This is a genomic window from Streptomyces sp. HP-A2021 (assembly GCF_022807935.1).
Classification (GTDB): Bacteria; Actinomycetota; Actinomycetes; order Streptomycetales; family Streptomycetaceae; genus Streptomyces; species Streptomyces afghaniensis.
The window spans coordinates 2,492,084-2,509,724 of record NZ_CP094344.1 but is presented as its reverse complement, the minus strand read 5'-3'; the positions used below and the strand labels follow the sequence as shown (position 1 = coordinate 2,509,724).

The window sequence follows — 17,641 nt, the reverse complement described above, 5'->3', positions numbered from 1 at the left end:
GCGGGCCCGGCAGCCGACTCACCGGCCACCGGACCCGCCCGGAGCGATGGCCCCGCCCGGACTGATGGCCCCGCCCGGAGCGATGGCCCCGCCCGGACTGACGGCCCCGCCCGGACTGACGGCCCCGCCCGGAGCGATGGCCCCGCCCGGAGCGACGCCCGGAGCGATGGCCCCGCCCGGAGCGACGGACCCGCCCGGAGTGACGGTTCAGCCGACCCGGCAGGGCAGGCTCGTCGTACTGTCGCCGCCCGAGCCCGAGGCGGTGTATCCGAACGTCGTGCTCTTGCCCGGAGCGAGGGAGCCGTTCCAGCCGGCGTTGTGGACCATCACCGACTGGCCGTTGTAGGTGGCGTTGCCGCTCCACAGGCTCTCGATCTTGTGGCCGGACGGCAGCGTCCAGTCGACCATCCAGCCGAGCATCGGGACGGTGCCGGTGTTGGTGACGGTCACCTCGGACTGGTAGCCGCCGTTCCAGCTGCCGGTCGTCTTGCGGGTGGCCGTGCAGGTGCCGGGCACCGGCTCGGACGGGTTGCCCGGTTCCTTGATGCCGGTCACCTCGCCGTTGCCGCCGTCGAACACGACGTCCGAGCAGGAGTAGAAGGTCTCCTGGCTGTCCGAGCGCTGCCAGACCATGTAGATGATGTGGCGGCCCGACTTGCCCTCGGGGAGCTTCCCGGTCCAGGCGTAGTTGGCCTCGACCGTGCCCGGGGAGCCGTTCAGCGGCGGGTGGTCGACGCTCAGGAACGGCCGCTCCTCCATGTCGTTCCAGGTGAGCGTCTTCGCCGGGTCGAAGCCGTCCTTCGTGATGTAGACGTAGAACCAACCCGGGTGCGCCGCCCAGGCGTTGTACGAGAAGTCGACCGTCGCGCCCGAGGTGAGGTGGGTGAGCGGCCAGTCCTTGCTGGGCGTGTTGAACCCGGTGAAGTTGGTGTTGCCGCCGCTGCACAGCTCGCCGTCCGGGACGAAGCCCCGGGTGCGGCCGGCGCCGTCCGAGCGGAGCACCGAGAACCAGTTGTAGAACGGCGTGGTGCCGCTGACCTGCTGCGCGGCCTTGCACGCCGGGTTGACCGGCTTGATCTCACCGGTGTCGGTCAGACCGTCCTGCCAGCACAGGAAGGTGCGGCTGCCGGGCTTCATGGGGGTGCCGTGCGCCTCCGCCTCACCACCGGCCGTCATGACCAGGCCGAGGGCCGGAACGGTGACGAGGAGGGAGAGCAGGACCAGGAAGAAGGCTCTGGCCCGGGCGGGGGGTGCTAAGCGGGACATCGGGGGTCCACCCGAATTTCTTGTCAGGATCATGACAGCATCGTCCGTTCCTTGAGGTACGGGCCTGTGGATGCGTGTGCGCGGATGCGCGGGGTGGGAGCGACTCGAGGGCGGGTTCCGGTCCACCGTTATGGGAGCGCTCCCACCCCGCTGTTGCGGAAGTTAGCGCCGGACGGCGCAGTTGTCTACGGCTGCGGCGCAAGAGCGCCGGTCAGGACGGACGGGCGTACGGGGCAGCGCACCTTGCCTCCCGGAAGCCCTCGATGGAACCGCCACCTGGCGAACTGGCTGCGGGCTGCTCGCAGTTGACTTTGCCATCCCTTCACGGTTGGCTGCGGATCCGACCTTTCATGATCCGGGGGGATCCCTTTGAACCGCACCATCCGTGCAGCCGTCTGCGCCGTCGCCACCGCCGGTCTCGCGCTCGGTCTCAGCTCCTGTTCCGAGGCGGTCGACCAGGTCGACAAAGCAGTGGACGAGACCTACGAAGTCACCTACGAGGTCACGGGGAAGAACGTCGACTCGATCGAGTTCCACGGCGGCGGTGGCAAGGCCATGGAGCCGAAGGTCGAGTCGGTGTCGAAGCCCGAACTGCCCTGGAAGAAGACGGTCACGCTGCGCGGCATCATGCCCGCGGCGGTCATGCCGGTCGCCGCGGACCCCGAAGGCGCCCAGGTCACCTGCAAGATCATCCACAAGGGCAAGGTGCTCGAGGAACAGAGCGCGGAGGGCCTGGTGACCGCCGGCGGCTGCACCGCGGAGTCCCCGATCGGGAAGTGACCCCGAGCCGCGGGTTCTCCCGCAGCGGCTCACGGCGGTTCAGGAACCGAGTGATCTACTGTCCCACCCGCTTCCTCCCCGGCCGTCCAACACCTCCCGTGCCCAAGCCAGTTGACGCCGCACCTGCACCGCGTCACCCCCCTCGTGCCCGTTGAACGGATACGCGTGGATCTCCTTGCGCGGGTCCGTGCCGGTCAGTTCGGCGTAGCGGTTGAACGCGGCGTACGCCCCGCTCGGCGGACACACCGTGTCCCGCAGCCCCACCCCGAAGTGGGCCGGAGCCTGGGCGCGACGGGCGAAGGAGACGCCCTCGACGTAGGAGAGCGTGCGGTAGGCGTCGTGCTCGGCGCCACGGTGGACGGCGAGGTAGGACGCGATCTCGCCGTACGGCCCCGCATCCGTCAGGTCGAGCGCGCGGCGGATGCCGCACAGCAGTGGGGCGGTGACGAGCAGCGCCGCCAGGTCGGGGACCAGTCCCGCGACGGCCAGGGCCAGCCCGCCGCCCTGGCTGTTGCCGACGGCCGCGGTCCGCGCGGGGTCGACACCGGGTAGTTCCCGTACCGCCGTGACCGCGCGGACCGCGTCCGTGATCAGGCGGCGGTAGTGGTAGTCCTCGGGTGAGAGCAGGCCGCGCACCGCCGGGCCGGGGCCACCCGGCGCGGTGGCGTGCGGATCGGGCGTGTCACCGCCGCAGCCGTACTCGTCGCCTTGGCCGCGATTGTCCATGAGCAGGTGCCCGTACCCGGCGTTCACCCACGTCAGGCGCTCGTGCGGCAGGCCACGGCCGCGCCCGTACCCGGCGAACTCCACGACGGCGGGCAGGGATCCGTCCACCCCGGCGGGTCTGCTGAACCAGGCGCGCACCGGGTCGCCCGCGAAACCCCGGAACGTCACGTCCCAGGTCCGGATCAGCCGGAGCCCCGTCTCCACCGGCCGTACCGACACCAGCGGGTCCGCCTGGCCGGCCTCCTTCAGGGTGCGCAGCCAGAACGCGTCGAAGTCGGCGGGCTCCGCGACGTCCGGGCGATGGCGCTCCAGTTCCGTCAGCGGCAGGTCGAACGCGGGCACGGCGGCACCTCGCAGGAGTCGGTGGTCATCCAGAAAGTTGCGACGGACGACGGGCGGCAGGTCCCTGGGGTCTACCCATGTTCGACGCTCTTCCAACGCGGCGCATGCGCCCCAGCCGACTGCCGCCGCCCCCATTGACAGCGCTTTCTGCTGCCCTTAAGTTGCCGCGAAGTTACCGGTAAGAGCTCGAAAGTTTCGGTTCCGCGTCCCATGCCACGGGAGGCCCGAGCATGAGCACGTCCACCACATCGGCCCCGCCGGGCACCGAGGATCCGTCTCCGGCCAGAGCCGCTCCCCGACGCGGCAAGCGGGACCCCGCCCGGACCGGCTGGCGGCGGGCGCTGCGCCGCGACTGGCAGTTGTACTCGCTGGCGATCCTGCCGCTGCTGTTCTTCCTGGTCTTCCGCTATCTGCCGATGATCGGCAACGTCATCGCCTTCCGGCGTTTCGAGCCGGGCGGGTCGATCTTCGGCGAGGAGTGGGTGGGGCTGCGCTATGTGCAGATGTTCCTCAACGACCCCACCTTCTGGCAGGTGTTCCGCAACACCCTGTGGATCGGCGGGCTCACGCTGCTGTTCTGCTTCCCGGTCCCGATCGTGCTGGCGCTGCTGCTCAACGAGGTGCGCCGGCGTTCCCTGAAGCGGTTCGTGCAGTCGGTGTCGTACCTTCCGCACTTCCTGTCGATCGTGATCGTCGCGGGCATCACGATGCAGATGCTGGCCAGTGACGGCCCCGTCAACCACCTCCTCGGCTGGTTCGGGCACGAGCCGATCCGCTTCATCCAGGAACCCGAGTGGTTCCGCACGATCTACGTCGGCTCGGAGATCTGGCAGACCGCCGGCTGGGGCACGATCCTCTACCTCGCCGCGCTGACCACGATCGACGAGGACCTGTACGAAGCCGCGCGCATCGACGGCGCCAACCGCTGGCAGCAGATCTGGCACGTCACCCTGCCCGGCATCCGGCCCACCATGGTGACGCTGCTGATCCTCAACATCGGCGCGTTCATGGCGGTCGGCTTCGAGAAGGTCCTGCTGCTGTACAACCCGCTGACGTATCCGACCGCCGACGTGATCTCGACGTACGTCTACCGGTCCGGTGTGGAGTCCAACAGCTTCAGCTACGCCGCCGCCATCGGACTGTTCGAGGCGGTCATCGGCCTGGTCCTCATCACGTCCGCCAACCAGCTCTCGCGCCGCACAGTGGGGACGAGCCTGTGGTGAAGCCGAGTCGTTCCTACCGGGTCTTCCAGGGCGTCAACGGGGTGGTCCTCACCCTCGTCGTACTGGTGACCCTGTACCCCTTCGTCAACATCCTCGCGCGGTCCTTCAGCGGGGAGCGGCAGATCCGGGCCGGTGAGGTGACCCTGCTGCCCAAGGGGTTCAACCTCACCACGTACGAGATCGTGTTCCAGGACTCGATGTTCTGGCGGAACTACGGCAACACCGTGCTCTACACGGTCGTCGCGACCGCCGTGGCCATGGTGCTGACGACGTGTTATGCCTACGTGCTGTCGAAGAGGCACCTCAAGGGCCGTGGTGTGCTCGTCGGCATCGCCGTGTTCACCATGTTCTTCACCGGCGGCCTGATCCCGAACTACATCCTGGTCACCAGCCTCGGCCTGAAGAACAGCGTCTGGGCGATCGCCCTGCCGAACGCGATCAGCGTCTTCAACCTCCTGGTCATGAAGGCCTTCTTCGAGAACCTGCCGACCGAACTGGAGGAGGCCGCGCAGATCGACGGCCTCAGCACGTACGGCATCCTGCTCAGGATCGTGCTGCCGCTGTCCAAGGCGGTCGTCGCGACGATGGTGCTGTTCTACTCGGTGTCCTTCTGGAACTCCTGGTTCAGCGCCTTCCTCTACATGGACCGGACGGATCTGATGCCGGTCACCGTCTATCTGCGCAACCTCATCCAGGGCGCCACAGGCGGCGGCAACGCCGGCGCGGGCACGGAGCAGCTCAGCCAGGTCGGCGCGAACATCCAGTCGGTGACCATCGTCCTCACCGCCCTGCCGATCCTCTGCGTGTACCCGTTCGTCCAGCGCTACTTCGTCTCGGGCGTGATGCTCGGCGCGGTCAAGGGCTGACGCCGTCTCCTCAACTCGCCTAGGGCCAACTCACCTACGGGTCAACTCGCCTACGGGTCAACTCGCTTACGGGTCAACTCGCTTACGGAACAAAGGAGTCTCCGTGAAGAACGCAGGACAGCTGTCGCGGCGCCAGATACTCGCCGCCGCCGGCTTCATCGGTCTCGCCACGGTCACCGGCTGCGGCAGCGGAGACGACGGCGGGGACGGGAAGGACCTGTCGAAGAAGCAGAACGGGGCGATGAAGAACTACCGGGCCGGGCAGCAGTTCAAGGCGGCCAAGCCGCTGTCCTTCTCGGTGCTGCACAACAACAACCCCGTCTACCCCATGAAGGACGGCTGGCTGTTCTGGAAGGAACTCACCAAGCGCACCGGGGTCACCCTCAAACCCGTCGACGTCCCCCTGGCCGACTACGAGAAGAAGCGCAGCGTCCTCATCGGCGCGGGCGACGCCCCGTTCCTGATCCCCAAGACGTACCACCCCTCCGAGGTCGCCTTCGTCTCCTCGGGCGCGATCCTCCCGGTCAGCGACTACGTCCACCTGATGCCCAACTTCCGCGACAAGGTGCGCAAGTGGAAGCTGGAGCCCGAGCTGGACTCCATCCGCCAGTCCGACGGCAAGTACTACCTGCTGCCCGGACTGCACGAGAAGGCCAAGGCGGGTTACTCGCTGTCCTTCCGCACGGACGTCCTCGACAAGCACGGCCTGAGCCTGCCCACCACCTGGGACGAGGTGCACGACGTCCTCAAGGCGCTCAAGGAGGAGTACCCCGGCACGTACCCCTTCTCCGACCGCTGGAGCACCAACACCCCGTTCCCCTGCGGCGCCCTGTTCGGCTACCTCGGCCAGGCCTTCGGCGTCCGGGCCGGATGGGCGTACGACAACATCAGCTTCGACCACAAGGCACAGAAGTTCGTCTTCACCGGCGCCCAGGACGGCTACCGCCAGATGGTCGAGTACCTGCGCGGGCTCGTCTCCGAGAAGCTCATGGACCCCGAGAGCTTCAGCCAGACCGACGACCAGGCCGTGCAGAAGCTCCTCGCCGAGAAGTCCTACGCGATCAGCGCCAACCCCCAGGAGCTGGTGCAGAACTACCGCTACAACCTGGAGAAGCAGGTCGACGGGGCCAGGATCGAGATGGTCCCTGTGCCCCTCGGACCGGCCGGCCCGGTCGTGCTCGGCGGCACCCGTCTGGAGAACGGCGTCATGGTCTCCGGAAAGGCCCTCAAGAGCGACAGCTTCGTCGCGATGATGCAGTTCCTCGACTGGCTCTGGTACTCCGACGAGGGCCAGAAGTTCTGCAAGTGGGGCGTCGAGGGCGTCACCTACACCGAGTCCGGCGGCCGTCCGCGGCTGAAGCCCGGCATCTCCCTGATGGGCTCCGAGCCGGACGCCCCGAAGGACCTCCAGAAGGACTACGGCTTCTTCAACGGCGTCTTCACCTACGGCGGCAGCTGGGCCCTGGTCTCCTCCTCGTTCAGCCCGGACGAGAAGAAGTTCCAGGACGCCATGACCCAGCGCGAGCAACTGCCCATCGACCCGGCCCACCCGCTCCAGTCCTTCGAGCAGGAACAGGCGACCCTCTGGGACACCCCGCTCAAGGACACCGTCATCCAGAACACCCTCCAGTTCGTCCTCGGCAAACGGCCCCTGTCCGAATGGAACGCCTACCTCGCCGAACTGAAGTCGAAGAACATGCAGCAGCTCGTCGACCTGCACAACAAGGCGTACGAGCGGTTCAAGAAGGAGAACGGGTGATCCACGCCCCCGCCGCCCCGACCGCCCGGCCGACCGACGCCCGGGACTGCGCCGTGCCTGCGCGTACCTGTCGGGGGCTGGCCGTTGATGTCGGCCGCGACGGTCTGGCCCTGCGTCGCGGCTTCCAGGGCTTCGCCGAGCCCCCGCGCACCCACCGGCGACGGACCGCCGACGCCGGCCGCGTCCACCTGCCCCTGCCCCTGGGCCGCCACGAGGTCGTCCTCGTCGAGCTCACCCCGGTCGCCGACGAGCCCCCGCCCCGGCGCGACGAGCGGCGCCTGCCCGGACGGGAGGCGGCATGAGCACCGTACGCACCTCCGACTTCGGCACCGGTGCCCTCTCCCGCGCCTCCGCCCTGATCCACACCGTCCTCACCGTCGAGGCGCTGCTGCTCCTCGCCGCCTCCCCGGGCCTGGCCGGACTGCTCCTGCTCGGACCCGACCCCGCCAACCTCCCCCTCGCGGCCCTGTGCCTGCTGCCCCTCGGACCGGCCCTGTCCGCCGCGCTCTACGCCCTCCACCACCGCAGCCACGATCTCACCGAACTGCACCCGGCCCGCGCCTACCTGCGCGGCTGGCGGCTCAACGCCGTACCGGCGCTGCAGCTGTGGGCACCCCTGCTGGCCTGGCTGACGGTCATCGCCTTCACCCTGACCCACTTCTCCGCCACGGGCCTGCCCGCCTGGTGGGCGCTGCTGCTCGCGGCGATCGGCGCCGGTTCCCTCCTCTGGGGCGCGCACGCCCTCGTCCTCACCTCGCTGTTCGCCTTCCGCGCCCGGGACACCGCCCGCCTCGCCGGGTACTTCCTGTTCCGGCACGGCCGCGCCACCCTCGCCGCCGCCTCCCTGCTCGTCCTGACGGCCGCGCTGACCGCCCTGCTGACCGAGGCCCTGCCCGCTCTGCTGGCCGCCCCGCTGCTGCTGTCCCTGCTGCACGGCAGCCGCGCGGTGATCACCGAGACCCAGAAGGACTTCACGGCATGACCGCGCCCCGCACGCCGAAGATCCCGTACGGCGGTGACTACAACCCCGAGCAGTGGCCCGAGACCGTCTGGGACGACGACCACCGTCTGTTCACGCGGGCCGGCATCGACACCCTCACCGTCGGTGTCTTCACCTGGTCCCTCACCCAACCGGCCCCGGACACCTACGACTTCACGGTCCTGGACCGCGTCCTGGACCGGGCCGCCGCCGAAGGGCGCCAGGTCTGTCTGGCCACCGGCACCGCCGCCCTCCCGCCCTGGCTCGCCAAGCGGCACCCCGAGGTCAACCGCACCGACTTCGAGGGCCGGCGCCACCGCTACGGCCAGCGCCACAACTTCTGCCCCAGCTCACCGGCCTACCGCGAGCACGCCACCGCGCTGGCCTCCCGCCTCGCCGAGCGGTACGCCGATCACCCGGCCCTGCTCGCCTGGCACATCAACAACGAGTACGGCGGCGCCTGTTACTGCGAGCTGTGCGCCGAAGCGTTCCGGGAGTGGCTCCGCGACCGGCACGGCACCCTCGACGCCCTCAACGACGCCTGGTGGACCACCTTCTGGTCGCACCGCTACACCGGCTGGGACCAGATCGAGCCGCCGAACGCCCTCACCGAGCACTGGCGCGGCCCCGACCACACCGCCTTCCAGGGCATCACCCTCGACTGGTTCCGCTTCACCACCGACGCCCTCCTCGGCTGCTTCCTGGCCGAGAAGGAGGTGATCCGCGCCCACGACCCGGACACGCCCGTCACCACCAACTTCATGGGCACCTTTCGCCCCCTCGACTACCACCGCTGGGCGCCCCACCTCGACTTCGCCTCCTGGGACAACTACCCGCCCCTCGACGCCCCGCCGACCCGGCCCGCCCTCGCCCACGACCTGATGCGCGGCCTGAAGGACGGCGCCCCGTTCTGGCTGATGGAGCAGACGCCGTCCACCACCGCGTGCCGGGACGTCAACCCGCTCCGGCGGCCCGGCGAACTCCGCCTCGCCACCTTCCAGGCCATCGCCCACGGTGCGGACGCGGCCCTCTACTTCCAGATGCGCGCCTCCCGGGGCGCCTGCGAGAAGTACCACGGGGCGGTCATCGGCCACGCGGGCCGCGACGACACCCGTGTGTTCCTCGAAGCAGCGGAACTGGGCAGGGAGTTGGAAGCCCTGGGCGACCGGACCCTCGGCGCCCGCACCCCGGCCCGCACCGCTCTCCTCTTCGACTGGGACAGCTGGTGGGCCCTGGAGATCTCCGACGGCCCGTCCCGGCTGGTCAAGTACCCGGACGTGGTCCACGCCTACTACCGGGCCGCCCGCGAGGCCGGGGCCGACGTGGACGTGATCCCGCAGACCGCCGACCTCACGCCCTACGACGTGGTGATCGCCCCCGCCCTCCACATGGTCAAGGGCGACCTCGCCACCCGCCTCGAAGACGTGGCCGCACGCGGCGGCACGGTCCTGACCACCTTCCTCTCCGGCCGCGTCGACGAGCACGACCGCGCCTTCCTCACCGACGTCCCCGGCCCGCTCGCGCCGCTGACGGGCATCCGCGTGGACGAATGGGACGCCCGCCCACCGGAGTTCACCCAGACCGTCCCCGAGCTCGGAGCCGAGGCCCGGCTGGTCTTCGAGATCGTGCTGCCGCGCGGAGCCGAACCCGTCGCCACCTACGGCACCGACTTCTACGCGGGCACCCCGGCCGTCACCCGCAACCCGTACGGGGACGGCGAGGGCTGGTACGTCGCCACCGCCCTCGACCAGCCGGGCGTCGACCAGGTCGTCCGCCGGATCCTGGCCCGCCACGACCTGCTCGGCCCCTACGCCGACCACCCGGAGGTCGAGACGGCGACCCGGGTCGCCCCCGACGGCACCCGACTGTTCTTCCTCCTCAACCACGCCCCCGAACCGGCCCACCTGACCGCCCACACCACCGCCACCGACCTGCTCACCGGCAAACGGGTCGAACAGGGCGACCCCCTGGTCCTCGACCCCCTGGCTGTCGCGATCCTTCAGCAGAGCCGGATCCTTCAGCGGAGCCGGATCCTTCAGTAGATCCGCCGCCCCCGCTCGTCCGGCACCCCCGACTTGCGGAAGAAGTAGCTGTTGATCTGGTCGCGCCACTCGCGGGCGCTGCTGAGCTGCTCCTCGTACCGCTCCGCCACCCGCGCGTGACGCGCCCGGTCCACCAGTCCGGCCAGCGAAGCCCACACCTCCCGGGCCTCCTCGACTTCCTCCACACCCTCGAAGTGCGTGTCGTAGATGTGCTGGAGCACGGTCGTCCCGCTCTGCAGCAGATGCCCGTACGGCACATGGTGGAAGAACAGCAGCAGTTCGTCGGGGCAGGTGTCCGGCGACTCGTACAGCTCGGCCCACGGCTTGCCGTACTGCCCGGCGTACCCCGTCCCGCTCGCCACGCTGCGGTCGACGCCGATGCCGTCCCGGTCGGCGAAGTGGTAGGTGCCCCAGGGGCTGTACTCGTAGCCGTCGACGCTCGGCCCGTAGTGGTGGCCCGGCTGCACCATCCAGCCCACGCCGAGCGGAGCGGTGTACTTCTCGTACGTCCGCCACGAGCCGTCGAGCACCGCGTGCAACCCGTCGGACAGGCGCTCCGAGGCCTCCGGGAAGGTCAGCCCGATCCACTCGTCGAGCACCTCACGCGGCTCGGCGTCCGGCCGCCAGGCCAGCCGTCCGAAGGTGTACAGGTTGGCCTGGGCGAGGGGGTGCCCGGCCCAGAACGGATCGTCGCCGGCGTTGGACACGGCGACCAGCCCGCCCCGCGCCCGTTCCGCCACGGACGACTCCGGTCCGTGCCGGAACCGCAGCACCTGGCTCCACATCGGCCCGAGCCAGCAGACGTGCCGCTGCTGCCCGGTGTACTCCTGGGTGACCTGCAACTCCACCGCCAGCCGGGTGCGCGGCATCGCGCCGATCAGCGGCGAGACCGGCTCGCGCACCTGGAAGTCCATGGGCCCGTGCTTCACCTGGAGCACGGCGTTCGGCGCGAACTCGCCGTCCAGCGGCACGAAATGGTCGTACGCGGCCCGGGCCCGGTCCGTCGTGCGGTCGCGCCAGTCCTGACGGTGGTCGTAGACGAACGCCCGCCAGTGGACGGTGCCGCCGAACGGCCCCACAGCGGCGGCCAGCAGGTTCGCCCCGTCCGCGTGACTGCGACCGTAGGCGAACGGGCCCGGCTGGCCCTCCGAGTCGGCCTTCACGACGTACCCGCCGAAATCGGGGATCGCCTCGTACACCCGTCGGGTCGCGGCGGCCCACCAACCTCGCACCGCCTCGTCCAGCGGATCGGCCGTGGGAAGCCCGCCGAGCACCACCGGCGCGGCGAAGGACACGGACAGGTGTGTGCGGACCCCATAGGGCCGCAACACATCGGCGATCGCGGCCACTTCGCCGATCCGGTCGGTCAGCAGGTGCGCCTCGGTCTCGTGGACGTTGACGTTGTTGACGGCGACCGCGTTGATCCCGCACGCCGCGAGCAGCCTGCCGTACGCCCGCACCCGCTCCAGGTCGCCGCGCGCCCGCCCGTCCTCCCAGAACAGCGAGCCGCCCGCGTACCCGCGCTCCACCTGGCCCATGACCGGGTGCACGGCGACGTTGTCCCAGTGGTCGAGCATGCGCAGGGCGAGCGCGGGGCGATGCCTCTCTGGCGCCCACCCTCCGGTGAACGCCGCCTCGCCGAGACGTACGACGTGGAACAGGCCGTACAGCAGCCCCCGCCCGCCGGAGGCGGTGACGGTCGTCGTGCCGCCCTCACGCGCGCACGCGAAGCCTTCCTCGCCGAGGTCGTCGGCACCGAGGTCGTCGGCACCGAGGCCTTCGTCACCGAGGTCGAGGACCAGGTCGTACGCGGCATCGCCCGGCCGGGCATCGCACACGACCCGGCCCCCGAACCGACGGCAGGCCTCCGCCACCTCCCCGTGCACCGTCTCCGCCAACGGCCCCGACCCGCGGATCAGCGTCCGCCGGCCGCCGACCGCACGGAAGGCGGCGGGCGGCAGCCAGGCCGGGTCGACACCCTCGGGCAGGACGGGCACGGGAAGCGGCATGAGACCCCCAACTCGGCTGCTCAGGTGAGCAGTTCGACCTCCGCCAGCGTGCCCTCGCCGTCGAGGACCAGGCGGTACTTCTCGTACGTACCCGGCGACCTCACGCTGAACGCGCGTGTCTGCCTGTCCCAGGCGAAGGACTCCCCGGAGCGCCGGTCCAGCGTCCGCCAGGTCGTGCCGTCGGAGGAGCCCTGGAGTGTCCAGCCGGCCGGTGCCTTCGCCCGGTCCGCCGACGACGTCAGCGTGTACTGGACCGCCTCGGCGCGCTCGGGCACCGGCAGGTCCACGGACGTCACCGCCGCGTCCGTCGCCGAGGTGTCGTCGAACAGGGCGCCCTCACCGTCGAGCACGTCCGCGCGGGGCGTCGGCACCTCGTCGTCCTGCGTGATCGACACCGGCGCCGCGTGCCGGCCCGTGCCCCACGACGACGGCCGTGGACCCATGTCGAACTCCAGCACGCCGCCCTTGGCGACCAGCGAGTGGGGCAGCGAGGTCTTCGTCCACGTCCGGCCGTTGACCTTCAGCCCCTGCACGTACACGTTCCGCGCGCTGTTCTCCGGTGCCTTCACCACCAGCTGACGCCCGTTCTCCAGACGGACGGTCGCCTTCTTGAACAGCGGGGAGCCGATCGCGTACTCACCGCTGCCCATCACCAGCGGGTAGAAGCCGAGCGCGGAGAACAGGTACCAGGCCGACTGCTCACCGTTGTCCTCGTCGCCGTGGTACCCCTGGCCGATCTCGCTGCCGGTGTACAGCCGGGACAGCACCTCGCGGACCTTCTCCTGCGCCTTCCAGGGCTGCCCGGCCGCGTCGTACATGTAGACGGCGTGGTGGGCGACCTGGTTGGAGTGCCCGTACATGCCCATCCGCACGTCCCGCGCCTCGGTCATCTCGTGGATGACACCGCCGTACGAGCCGACGAACTCGGGGGAGGCCGTCTCGGGCGTGGAGAAGTACGTGTCGAGCTTGTCGGCGAGCCCCTTCCGGCCGCCGTAGAGGTTCGCCAGGCCTCGGCTGTCCTGAGGGACACTCACGGAGTACCCCCACCCATTGGTCTCGGTGTAGTCGTGGCCCCACACCCGCGGGTCGTACTTCGACGACTCGACCCGCCAGTCGCCCGCGGCGTCGCGGCCCTGGAAGAAACCGGCCTTGGCGTCGAAGAGGTTCACATAGCCGCGGGCCCGGTTCAGGAAGTACTCCGACTCCTCCTTGTAGCGCCGCTCACCGGTCTCCTCGTACAGCTTCCGGCCCATGCGGGAGATGCCGTAGTCGTTGAGGTAGCCCTCCAGCGCCCAGGACAGGCCCTCGTGGGTCTCGGTGCTCGTGTAGCCGAGGAAGGGAGAGGTGGCCATGCCCTTGCGGCCGACACCCGAGTTCGGGGGCACGACCGTCGCGTTCTTCACGGCCGCGTCGTACGCCGCCTTCGCGTCGAAGTCGACGCCCTTGACGTAGGCGTCCGCGAACGCCACGTCCGAGGAGGTGCCGGTCATGAGGTCGGCGTAGCCGGGGGAGGACCAGCGCGAGGTCCAGCCGCCGTCCTTGTACTGCTGCACGAACCCGTCGACCAGCTCACCCGCCCTGCTGGGCGTGAGGAAGGAGTACGCCGGCCAGGTCGTCCGGTAGGTGTCCCAGAAGCCGTTGTTGACGTACACCTTGCCGTCGACGATCTTCGCTCCGGTGTGCGTCGGGGTGTCCGGGTCCGGCATGGGGGAGAAGGGCGAGGCGTACCGGTACTTCCCGCCGACCTTCTCGAACCCGGAGTTCGGGTACAGGTACAGCCGGTACAGGCTGGAGTACAGCGTCGTCAGCTGGTCGGGGGTCGCGCCCTCGACCTCCACCTTGCCGAGCAGCCGGTCCCACTGCCGCTGGGCGCTCCGCTTCACCGCCTCGAAGGAGGTGCCGTCCGGGATCTCCTGGCGGAGGTTGTCCTCGGCCTGGTCGACGCTGATGAGCGAGGTCGCCAGGCGCAGCGTGACGGTCCGGTCGCCGGCCTTGAAGCGGAGGTGGCCCTTGACGCCGGACGACGAGCCCTCGGTGACCGGCTTGTCGAACTCGCCGTAGACGAACAGCCGGGTCGCGCCCGTCGACAGTCCGGACTTCACGTCCGAGTAGCCGGTGACGACCCCGTTCTCCTTGTCCAGAGTCAGCCCGGCCTGATCCGTCACATTGTCGAAGAGGACACTCGCGTCATCGCCCGGGTACGTGAAGCGCAGGGCCGCCGCGTGATCGGCCGGCGCCATCTCGGCCTTCAGCCCGTTCTCGAACCGCACCCCGTAGTAGTACGGCCGCGCGGTCTCGTTCTCGTGCCGGAAGGCCAGCTCCCGCGCCTCCCGTCCGGTGTCCGGGGTGCCGGAGGCGGCCGACGGCATCACCTGGAAGGTCTGCCGGTCACCCATCCACGGGCTCGGCTCGTGGCTCGCGCTGAACGCCTGGATCGTCGGCAGGTTGTCCGCGTTGTTCGCCCGCGCGTAGTCGTACAGCCAGCTCAGCGAGCCCGCGTTGGTCACCGGCGTCCAGAAGTTGAAGCCGTGCGGCACCGCCGTCGCCGGGAAGTTGTTGCCCCGCGAGAAGCCGCCGCTGGAGTGGGTGCCGCGCGTCGTCACCGCGTAGTCGGACAGATGCGCCTTCGGCCGCTCGGGAGCGACGGACTCGATGGTCACGTCGTCCAGCCACCCCCGGAACTTCGCCGGACCCTCGGGGGAGTCGTACGCCACCAGGATCCGGTCCACGGTCTTCCCGGCCGCCACCGATCCGATCCGCGCGACCACGTTGTTCCACTGGTTGACGTAGAGGACCTTCGCCGCGCCCTGCCCCCGCGGGGTCAGCGGGAAGCCGTGCTGGTCCGTCGCCCTCAGGTCGCTCAGGTGGGTGCCGTCGGTGAAGGCGAGGTCGACGGAGACGTTCGTCGCGTCGTAGTCGAGGTCGCCGTCCGCCATCGACGGGAAGATGCGGTAGGCCAGCCGCGTGTCCCGGCCGACGGCCACGTTCACGTCGAAGACCTTGTTGTACGAGTACGCCCGCCCGTCGGCGGTGTGCCGGCCGGCGTACCGCAGGGCGCGCTTTCCGGTGAACCCGGCGCCCGCCTTGGCGGTGGGGGAGCCGCTCGGGCCCCGGTCGACGAGGGAGAGCATGTCCTGGGGGACGGGCCCGTCGCCGCCGCCGGTGGAGAACTGGACGTCGGCGAGCTGGAGGATGTCGCCGCCGTTGTTGCCGGTGACGTCGAGCCGGAAGTGCCGGTACTCGGCCGGTTCCGCCACGTCATAGGTCTTCGTCTGGAACCGCTCGGAGAAGGACTCCCCGGAGCGGGTGTCGAGCGTCTTCCACTCCTTGCCGTCGGCGGAGCCCTTCAGGGTCCAGTCCTTCGGGTCGCGCTCGTCGTGGTCGTTGGCCGACGTCAGTGCGTATCGCACCAGTTTGACTGGTTTGTCCAGGTCGAACTCCACCCAGCCGGTGGACTCGAAGGTGAGCCACTTGGTGCTCGGCTCCCCGTCGGCGAGGTTCTCCTTCACCTCACCCCCGCCCGTGTTCTCGGCACTGGCCCGGACATCGGTGACATGGTCGGTCACATTGCCCGGTATGCCGCTGCTGTAGCCACCGTCGACACCCGAGGCGCGTTTGCCGCCGTCCGGGTTCGTGTCGACGGTGTTCAGCCAGTCCGGAACCGGGTCATCCGCCTCGAAGGAGGAGGTGAACCTCCGGTCGGCCTTCTCGGGCGCTTCGGGCAGTGCGACCGCAACGCCCTGGGACCCCAGGGCCACAGCGAAGGCGGTCGCCGACACGACCGCCGTACCCCATCTGTGCCGAGCTTTCCGTTGCATCAACGGGTACCCTCCCTGCGCAGTGGACAACGTTGTCAACTTCGATGCGCAAGCACCAGTAGTTGCCCAAGTGCCAAGGAGTGTCAAGGGTGTTGGTTGTGGCATTCGGGGGTGACGACCGGGATATTTCCGCCGAGGAACAGGCGGAGCGCTCGGCTTTCCGTGAGGTCTCAACTCGGATAAGACCCACGGCCAACCCTGTGTTCGATCTTGATCCGCTGGCGGGAAGTGGACTATACCTGTCGCACGCTTCACACGATCCGCACGTCTCCACCCGCACTTTCCTGCACGACCCAGCTTGACCCGATCGCGGTGCCGGAAGGATCCGGTTCACCGCCTGAGTCCTGGAGAAGGCGAGGACTTGAGCATGGGATCCACTTCCGCCGAGAACCACGGCACCGAGGGTGTCGGCCGCCGTGATCTGATCAAAAGGTCCGCCGCGCTCGGGCTGATCTCCGTTCCCACGATGAGCTTCCTGTCCGCCTGCGCCAGCAGCGGCGGCGACGACAGCGGGGACAAGGCCAAGGCCGGCAAGAAGACCGCGAAGAACCCGCTCGGCGTCAACGACACCGCGGGCATGGAATTCGTCCTGTTCGACGGCGGCTTCGGCAAGGAGTACGCCGAGGACGCCGTGAAGATCTACGAGAAGAACTTCCCCAAGGTGAAGGTGAAGTTCTCCGCCACCCAGAAGATCCAGTCCACCCTCCAGCCCCGCTTCAACCAGGGCACCCCGCCGGACCTCATCGACAACTCCGGCGCCGAGCAGATGGACATGGGCGTCCTCGTCGGCAAGAACCAGCTCACCGACCTCACCCCGCTGCTGGACGCGCCCTCCTACGACGACCCGAACAAGAAGGTCCGCGACACGCTGCGCCCCGGCATCGTCGAGATGGGCCAGTTCGACGGCGAGAAGGTCTGGATCCTCTACTACGCCTACACGGTCTACGGCGTCTGGTACTCGCAGAAGGCCCTGGACTCGCTCGACGAGCAGTACCCCGAGACCTGGGACCAGATGCTCGCGGTCTGCGAGAAGGCCAAGAAGAAGGGCATGGCGGGCTGGACATACGCGGGCAAATACCCCTACTACCTGCCCTTCTCGCTCTACCCGATGATCGGCAAGGTCGGCGGCCGCGAAGTCCTCGACGCCATCGACAACCTGGAGCCGAACGCCTGGAAGCACCCGGCCGTCAAGGCCTGCTTCGACGCGTACTACGAGCTCTACAAGAAGGGCTACGTCCTCAAGGGCACCCCGGGCCTGGACCACATCCAGTCCCAGACCGCCTGGGCCGAGGGCAAGGCGCTGTTCATCCCGAACGGCTCCTGGGTGGAGAACGAGTCGGCGAAGGTCATCCCGAAGGACTTCGACCTGGCCGTCTCCGCGCCCACCGGCCTCGACTCCTCCGACAAGATGCCCTTCGGCACCATCTGGGCCTCCGGCGGCGAGCCCTTCATCGTCCCGGCGAAGGCGAAGAACGCCGAGGGCGGCATGGAGCAGCTGCGCATCATGCTCAGTGAGGCCTCCTCGAAGAACTTCACCAGCAAGGTGAAGTCGCTGACCGCGTACAACGGCGGCACCGACGGCATCGCCCTCACCCCGGGGCTGAAGTCGGGCGTCGCGGCGCTGGACAAGGCCGGCGAGAACGTGGTGAACCCCCGCCTTCAGGACTGGTACGTGCAGTTGCAGAAGGAGAAGATCGGCGTCTCCGGCCTCGGCGAGATGATGGCCGGCCGCCTCACCCCCGCCGAGGCCATCAAGAAAATCCAGGGCTTCGCCGACGAGGCCGCCAAGGACGACTCCATCAAGCACTACAAGCACCAGTAACAGCACCGG

General features: G+C 69.3%; 12 protein-coding genes. 8 read left to right on the top strand and 4 right to left on the bottom strand.

Going from position 1 to position 17,641, the window contains the following annotated elements; translation table 11 throughout:
• Positions 1-207: 207 nt before the first annotated feature.
• Positions 208-1,266 carry a lytic polysaccharide monooxygenase gene (locus MQE23_RS11440; RefSeq protein WP_020273736.1) on the bottom strand — a complete coding sequence of 353 codons (1,059 nt, stop codon included), beginning with the start codon at positions 1,264-1,266 and terminating at the stop codon, positions 208-210.
• A gap of 369 nt (positions 1,267-1,635) precedes the next feature.
• Here MQE23_RS11440 and MQE23_RS11435 point away from each other — a divergent pair, with 369 nt between their 5' ends.
• Entirely contained in the window at positions 1,636-2,046 is a 411-nt protein-coding gene (locus MQE23_RS11435; protein WP_020273737.1) for an MmpS family transport accessory protein, read from the top strand.
• Positions 2,047-2,085: 39 nt separating this feature from the next.
• Here the strand turns inward: MQE23_RS11435 and MQE23_RS11430 are convergent, their stop codons facing one another.
• Positions 2,086-3,114 carry an acetylxylan esterase gene (locus MQE23_RS11430; RefSeq protein ID WP_243379086.1) on the bottom strand — a complete coding sequence of 343 codons (1,029 nt, stop codon included), beginning with the start codon at positions 3,112-3,114 and terminating at the stop codon, positions 2,086-2,088.
• A 230-nt stretch (positions 3,115-3,344) separates the two neighbouring features.
• On the opposite strand from MQE23_RS11430, the gene MQE23_RS11425 reads away from it, so the two are divergent.
• From MQE23_RS11425 to MQE23_RS11400, 6 genes are all read left to right on the top strand, one after another.
• Positions 3,345-4,337, top strand: a complete 993-nt coding sequence (locus MQE23_RS11425) for an ABC transporter permease subunit (protein WP_243379085.1) — start codon at positions 3,345-3,347, stop codon at positions 4,335-4,337.
• On the top strand, positions 4,331-5,203 hold the full coding sequence (locus MQE23_RS11420) for a carbohydrate ABC transporter permease (protein ID WP_020273740.1): 873 nt from the start codon (positions 4,331-4,333) through the stop codon (positions 5,201-5,203). The genes MQE23_RS11425 and MQE23_RS11420 overlap by 7 nt, the downstream gene beginning before the upstream one ends.
• A 103-nt stretch (positions 5,204-5,306) precedes the next feature.
• Positions 5,307-6,962, top strand: a complete 1,656-nt coding sequence (locus MQE23_RS11415) for an extracellular solute-binding protein (protein WP_020273741.1) — start codon at positions 5,307-5,309, stop codon at positions 6,960-6,962.
• Entirely contained in the window at positions 6,959-7,264 is a 306-nt protein-coding gene (locus tag MQE23_RS11410) for a hypothetical protein (protein WP_243379084.1), read from the top strand. Before MQE23_RS11415 ends, MQE23_RS11410 begins: the two co-directional genes overlap by 4 nt.
• Entirely contained in the window at positions 7,261-7,944 is a 684-nt protein-coding gene (locus tag MQE23_RS11405) for a hypothetical protein (protein WP_243379083.1), read from the top strand. The genes MQE23_RS11410 and MQE23_RS11405 overlap by 4 nt, the downstream gene beginning before the upstream one ends.
• The gene (locus MQE23_RS11400; protein WP_243379081.1) at positions 7,941-9,983 is read left to right on the top strand and encodes a beta-galactosidase; all 2,043 of its coding nucleotides are present in this window, start codon (positions 7,941-7,943) and stop codon (positions 9,981-9,983) included. The genes MQE23_RS11405 and MQE23_RS11400 overlap by 4 nt, the downstream gene beginning before the upstream one ends.
• Here the strand turns inward: MQE23_RS11400 and MQE23_RS11395 are convergent.
• Positions 9,977-11,992: an alpha-glucuronidase gene (locus tag MQE23_RS11395; protein WP_243379080.1), complete on the bottom strand. Its 2,016-nt coding sequence runs from the start codon at positions 11,990-11,992 to the stop codon at positions 9,977-9,979. The genes MQE23_RS11400 and MQE23_RS11395 overlap by 7 nt on opposite strands.
• A 20-nt stretch (positions 11,993-12,012) precedes the next feature.
• The gene (locus MQE23_RS11390) at positions 12,013-15,810 is read right to left on the bottom strand and encodes a GH92 family glycosyl hydrolase (RefSeq protein ID WP_243379079.1); all 3,798 of its coding nucleotides are present in this window, start codon (positions 15,808-15,810) and stop codon (positions 12,013-12,015) included.
• A gap of 367 nt (positions 15,811-16,177) precedes the next feature.
• Here MQE23_RS11390 and ngcE point away from each other — a divergent pair, with 367 nt between their 5' ends.
• The gene (ngcE, locus tag MQE23_RS11385; protein WP_020273747.1) at positions 16,178-17,632 is read left to right on the top strand and encodes an N-acetylglucosamine/diacetylchitobiose ABC transporter substrate-binding protein; all 1,455 of its coding nucleotides are present in this window, start codon (positions 16,178-16,180) and stop codon (positions 17,630-17,632) included.
• Positions 17,633-17,641: the final 9 nt, after the last annotated feature.

Bases quoted from the DNA above. Each gene is read 5' to 3' on its own strand.
- MQE23_RS11405 (WP_243379083.1), top strand. From the start codon at position 7,261: ATGAGCACCGTACGCACCTCCGACTTCGGCACCGGTGCCCTCTCCCGC.
- MQE23_RS11390 (WP_243379079.1), bottom strand. From the start codon at position 15,810: ATGCAACGGAAAGCTCGGCACAGATGGGGTACGGCGGTCGTGTCGGCG.
- MQE23_RS11395 (WP_243379080.1), bottom strand. From the start codon at position 11,992: ATGCCGCTTCCCGTGCCCGTCCTGCCCGAGGGTGTCGACCCGGCCTGG.
- MQE23_RS11440 (WP_020273736.1), bottom strand. From the start codon at position 1,266: ATGTCCCGCTTAGCACCCCCCGCCCGGGCCAGAGCCTTCTTCCTGGTC.
- ngcE (WP_020273747.1), top strand. From the start codon at position 16,178: ATGGGATCCACTTCCGCCGAGAACCACGGCACCGAGGGTGTCGGCCGC.
- MQE23_RS11400 (WP_243379081.1), top strand. From the start codon at position 7,941: ATGACCGCGCCCCGCACGCCGAAGATCCCGTACGGCGGTGACTACAAC.
- MQE23_RS11425 (WP_243379085.1), top strand. From the start codon at position 3,345: ATGAGCACGTCCACCACATCGGCCCCGCCGGGCACCGAGGATCCGTCT.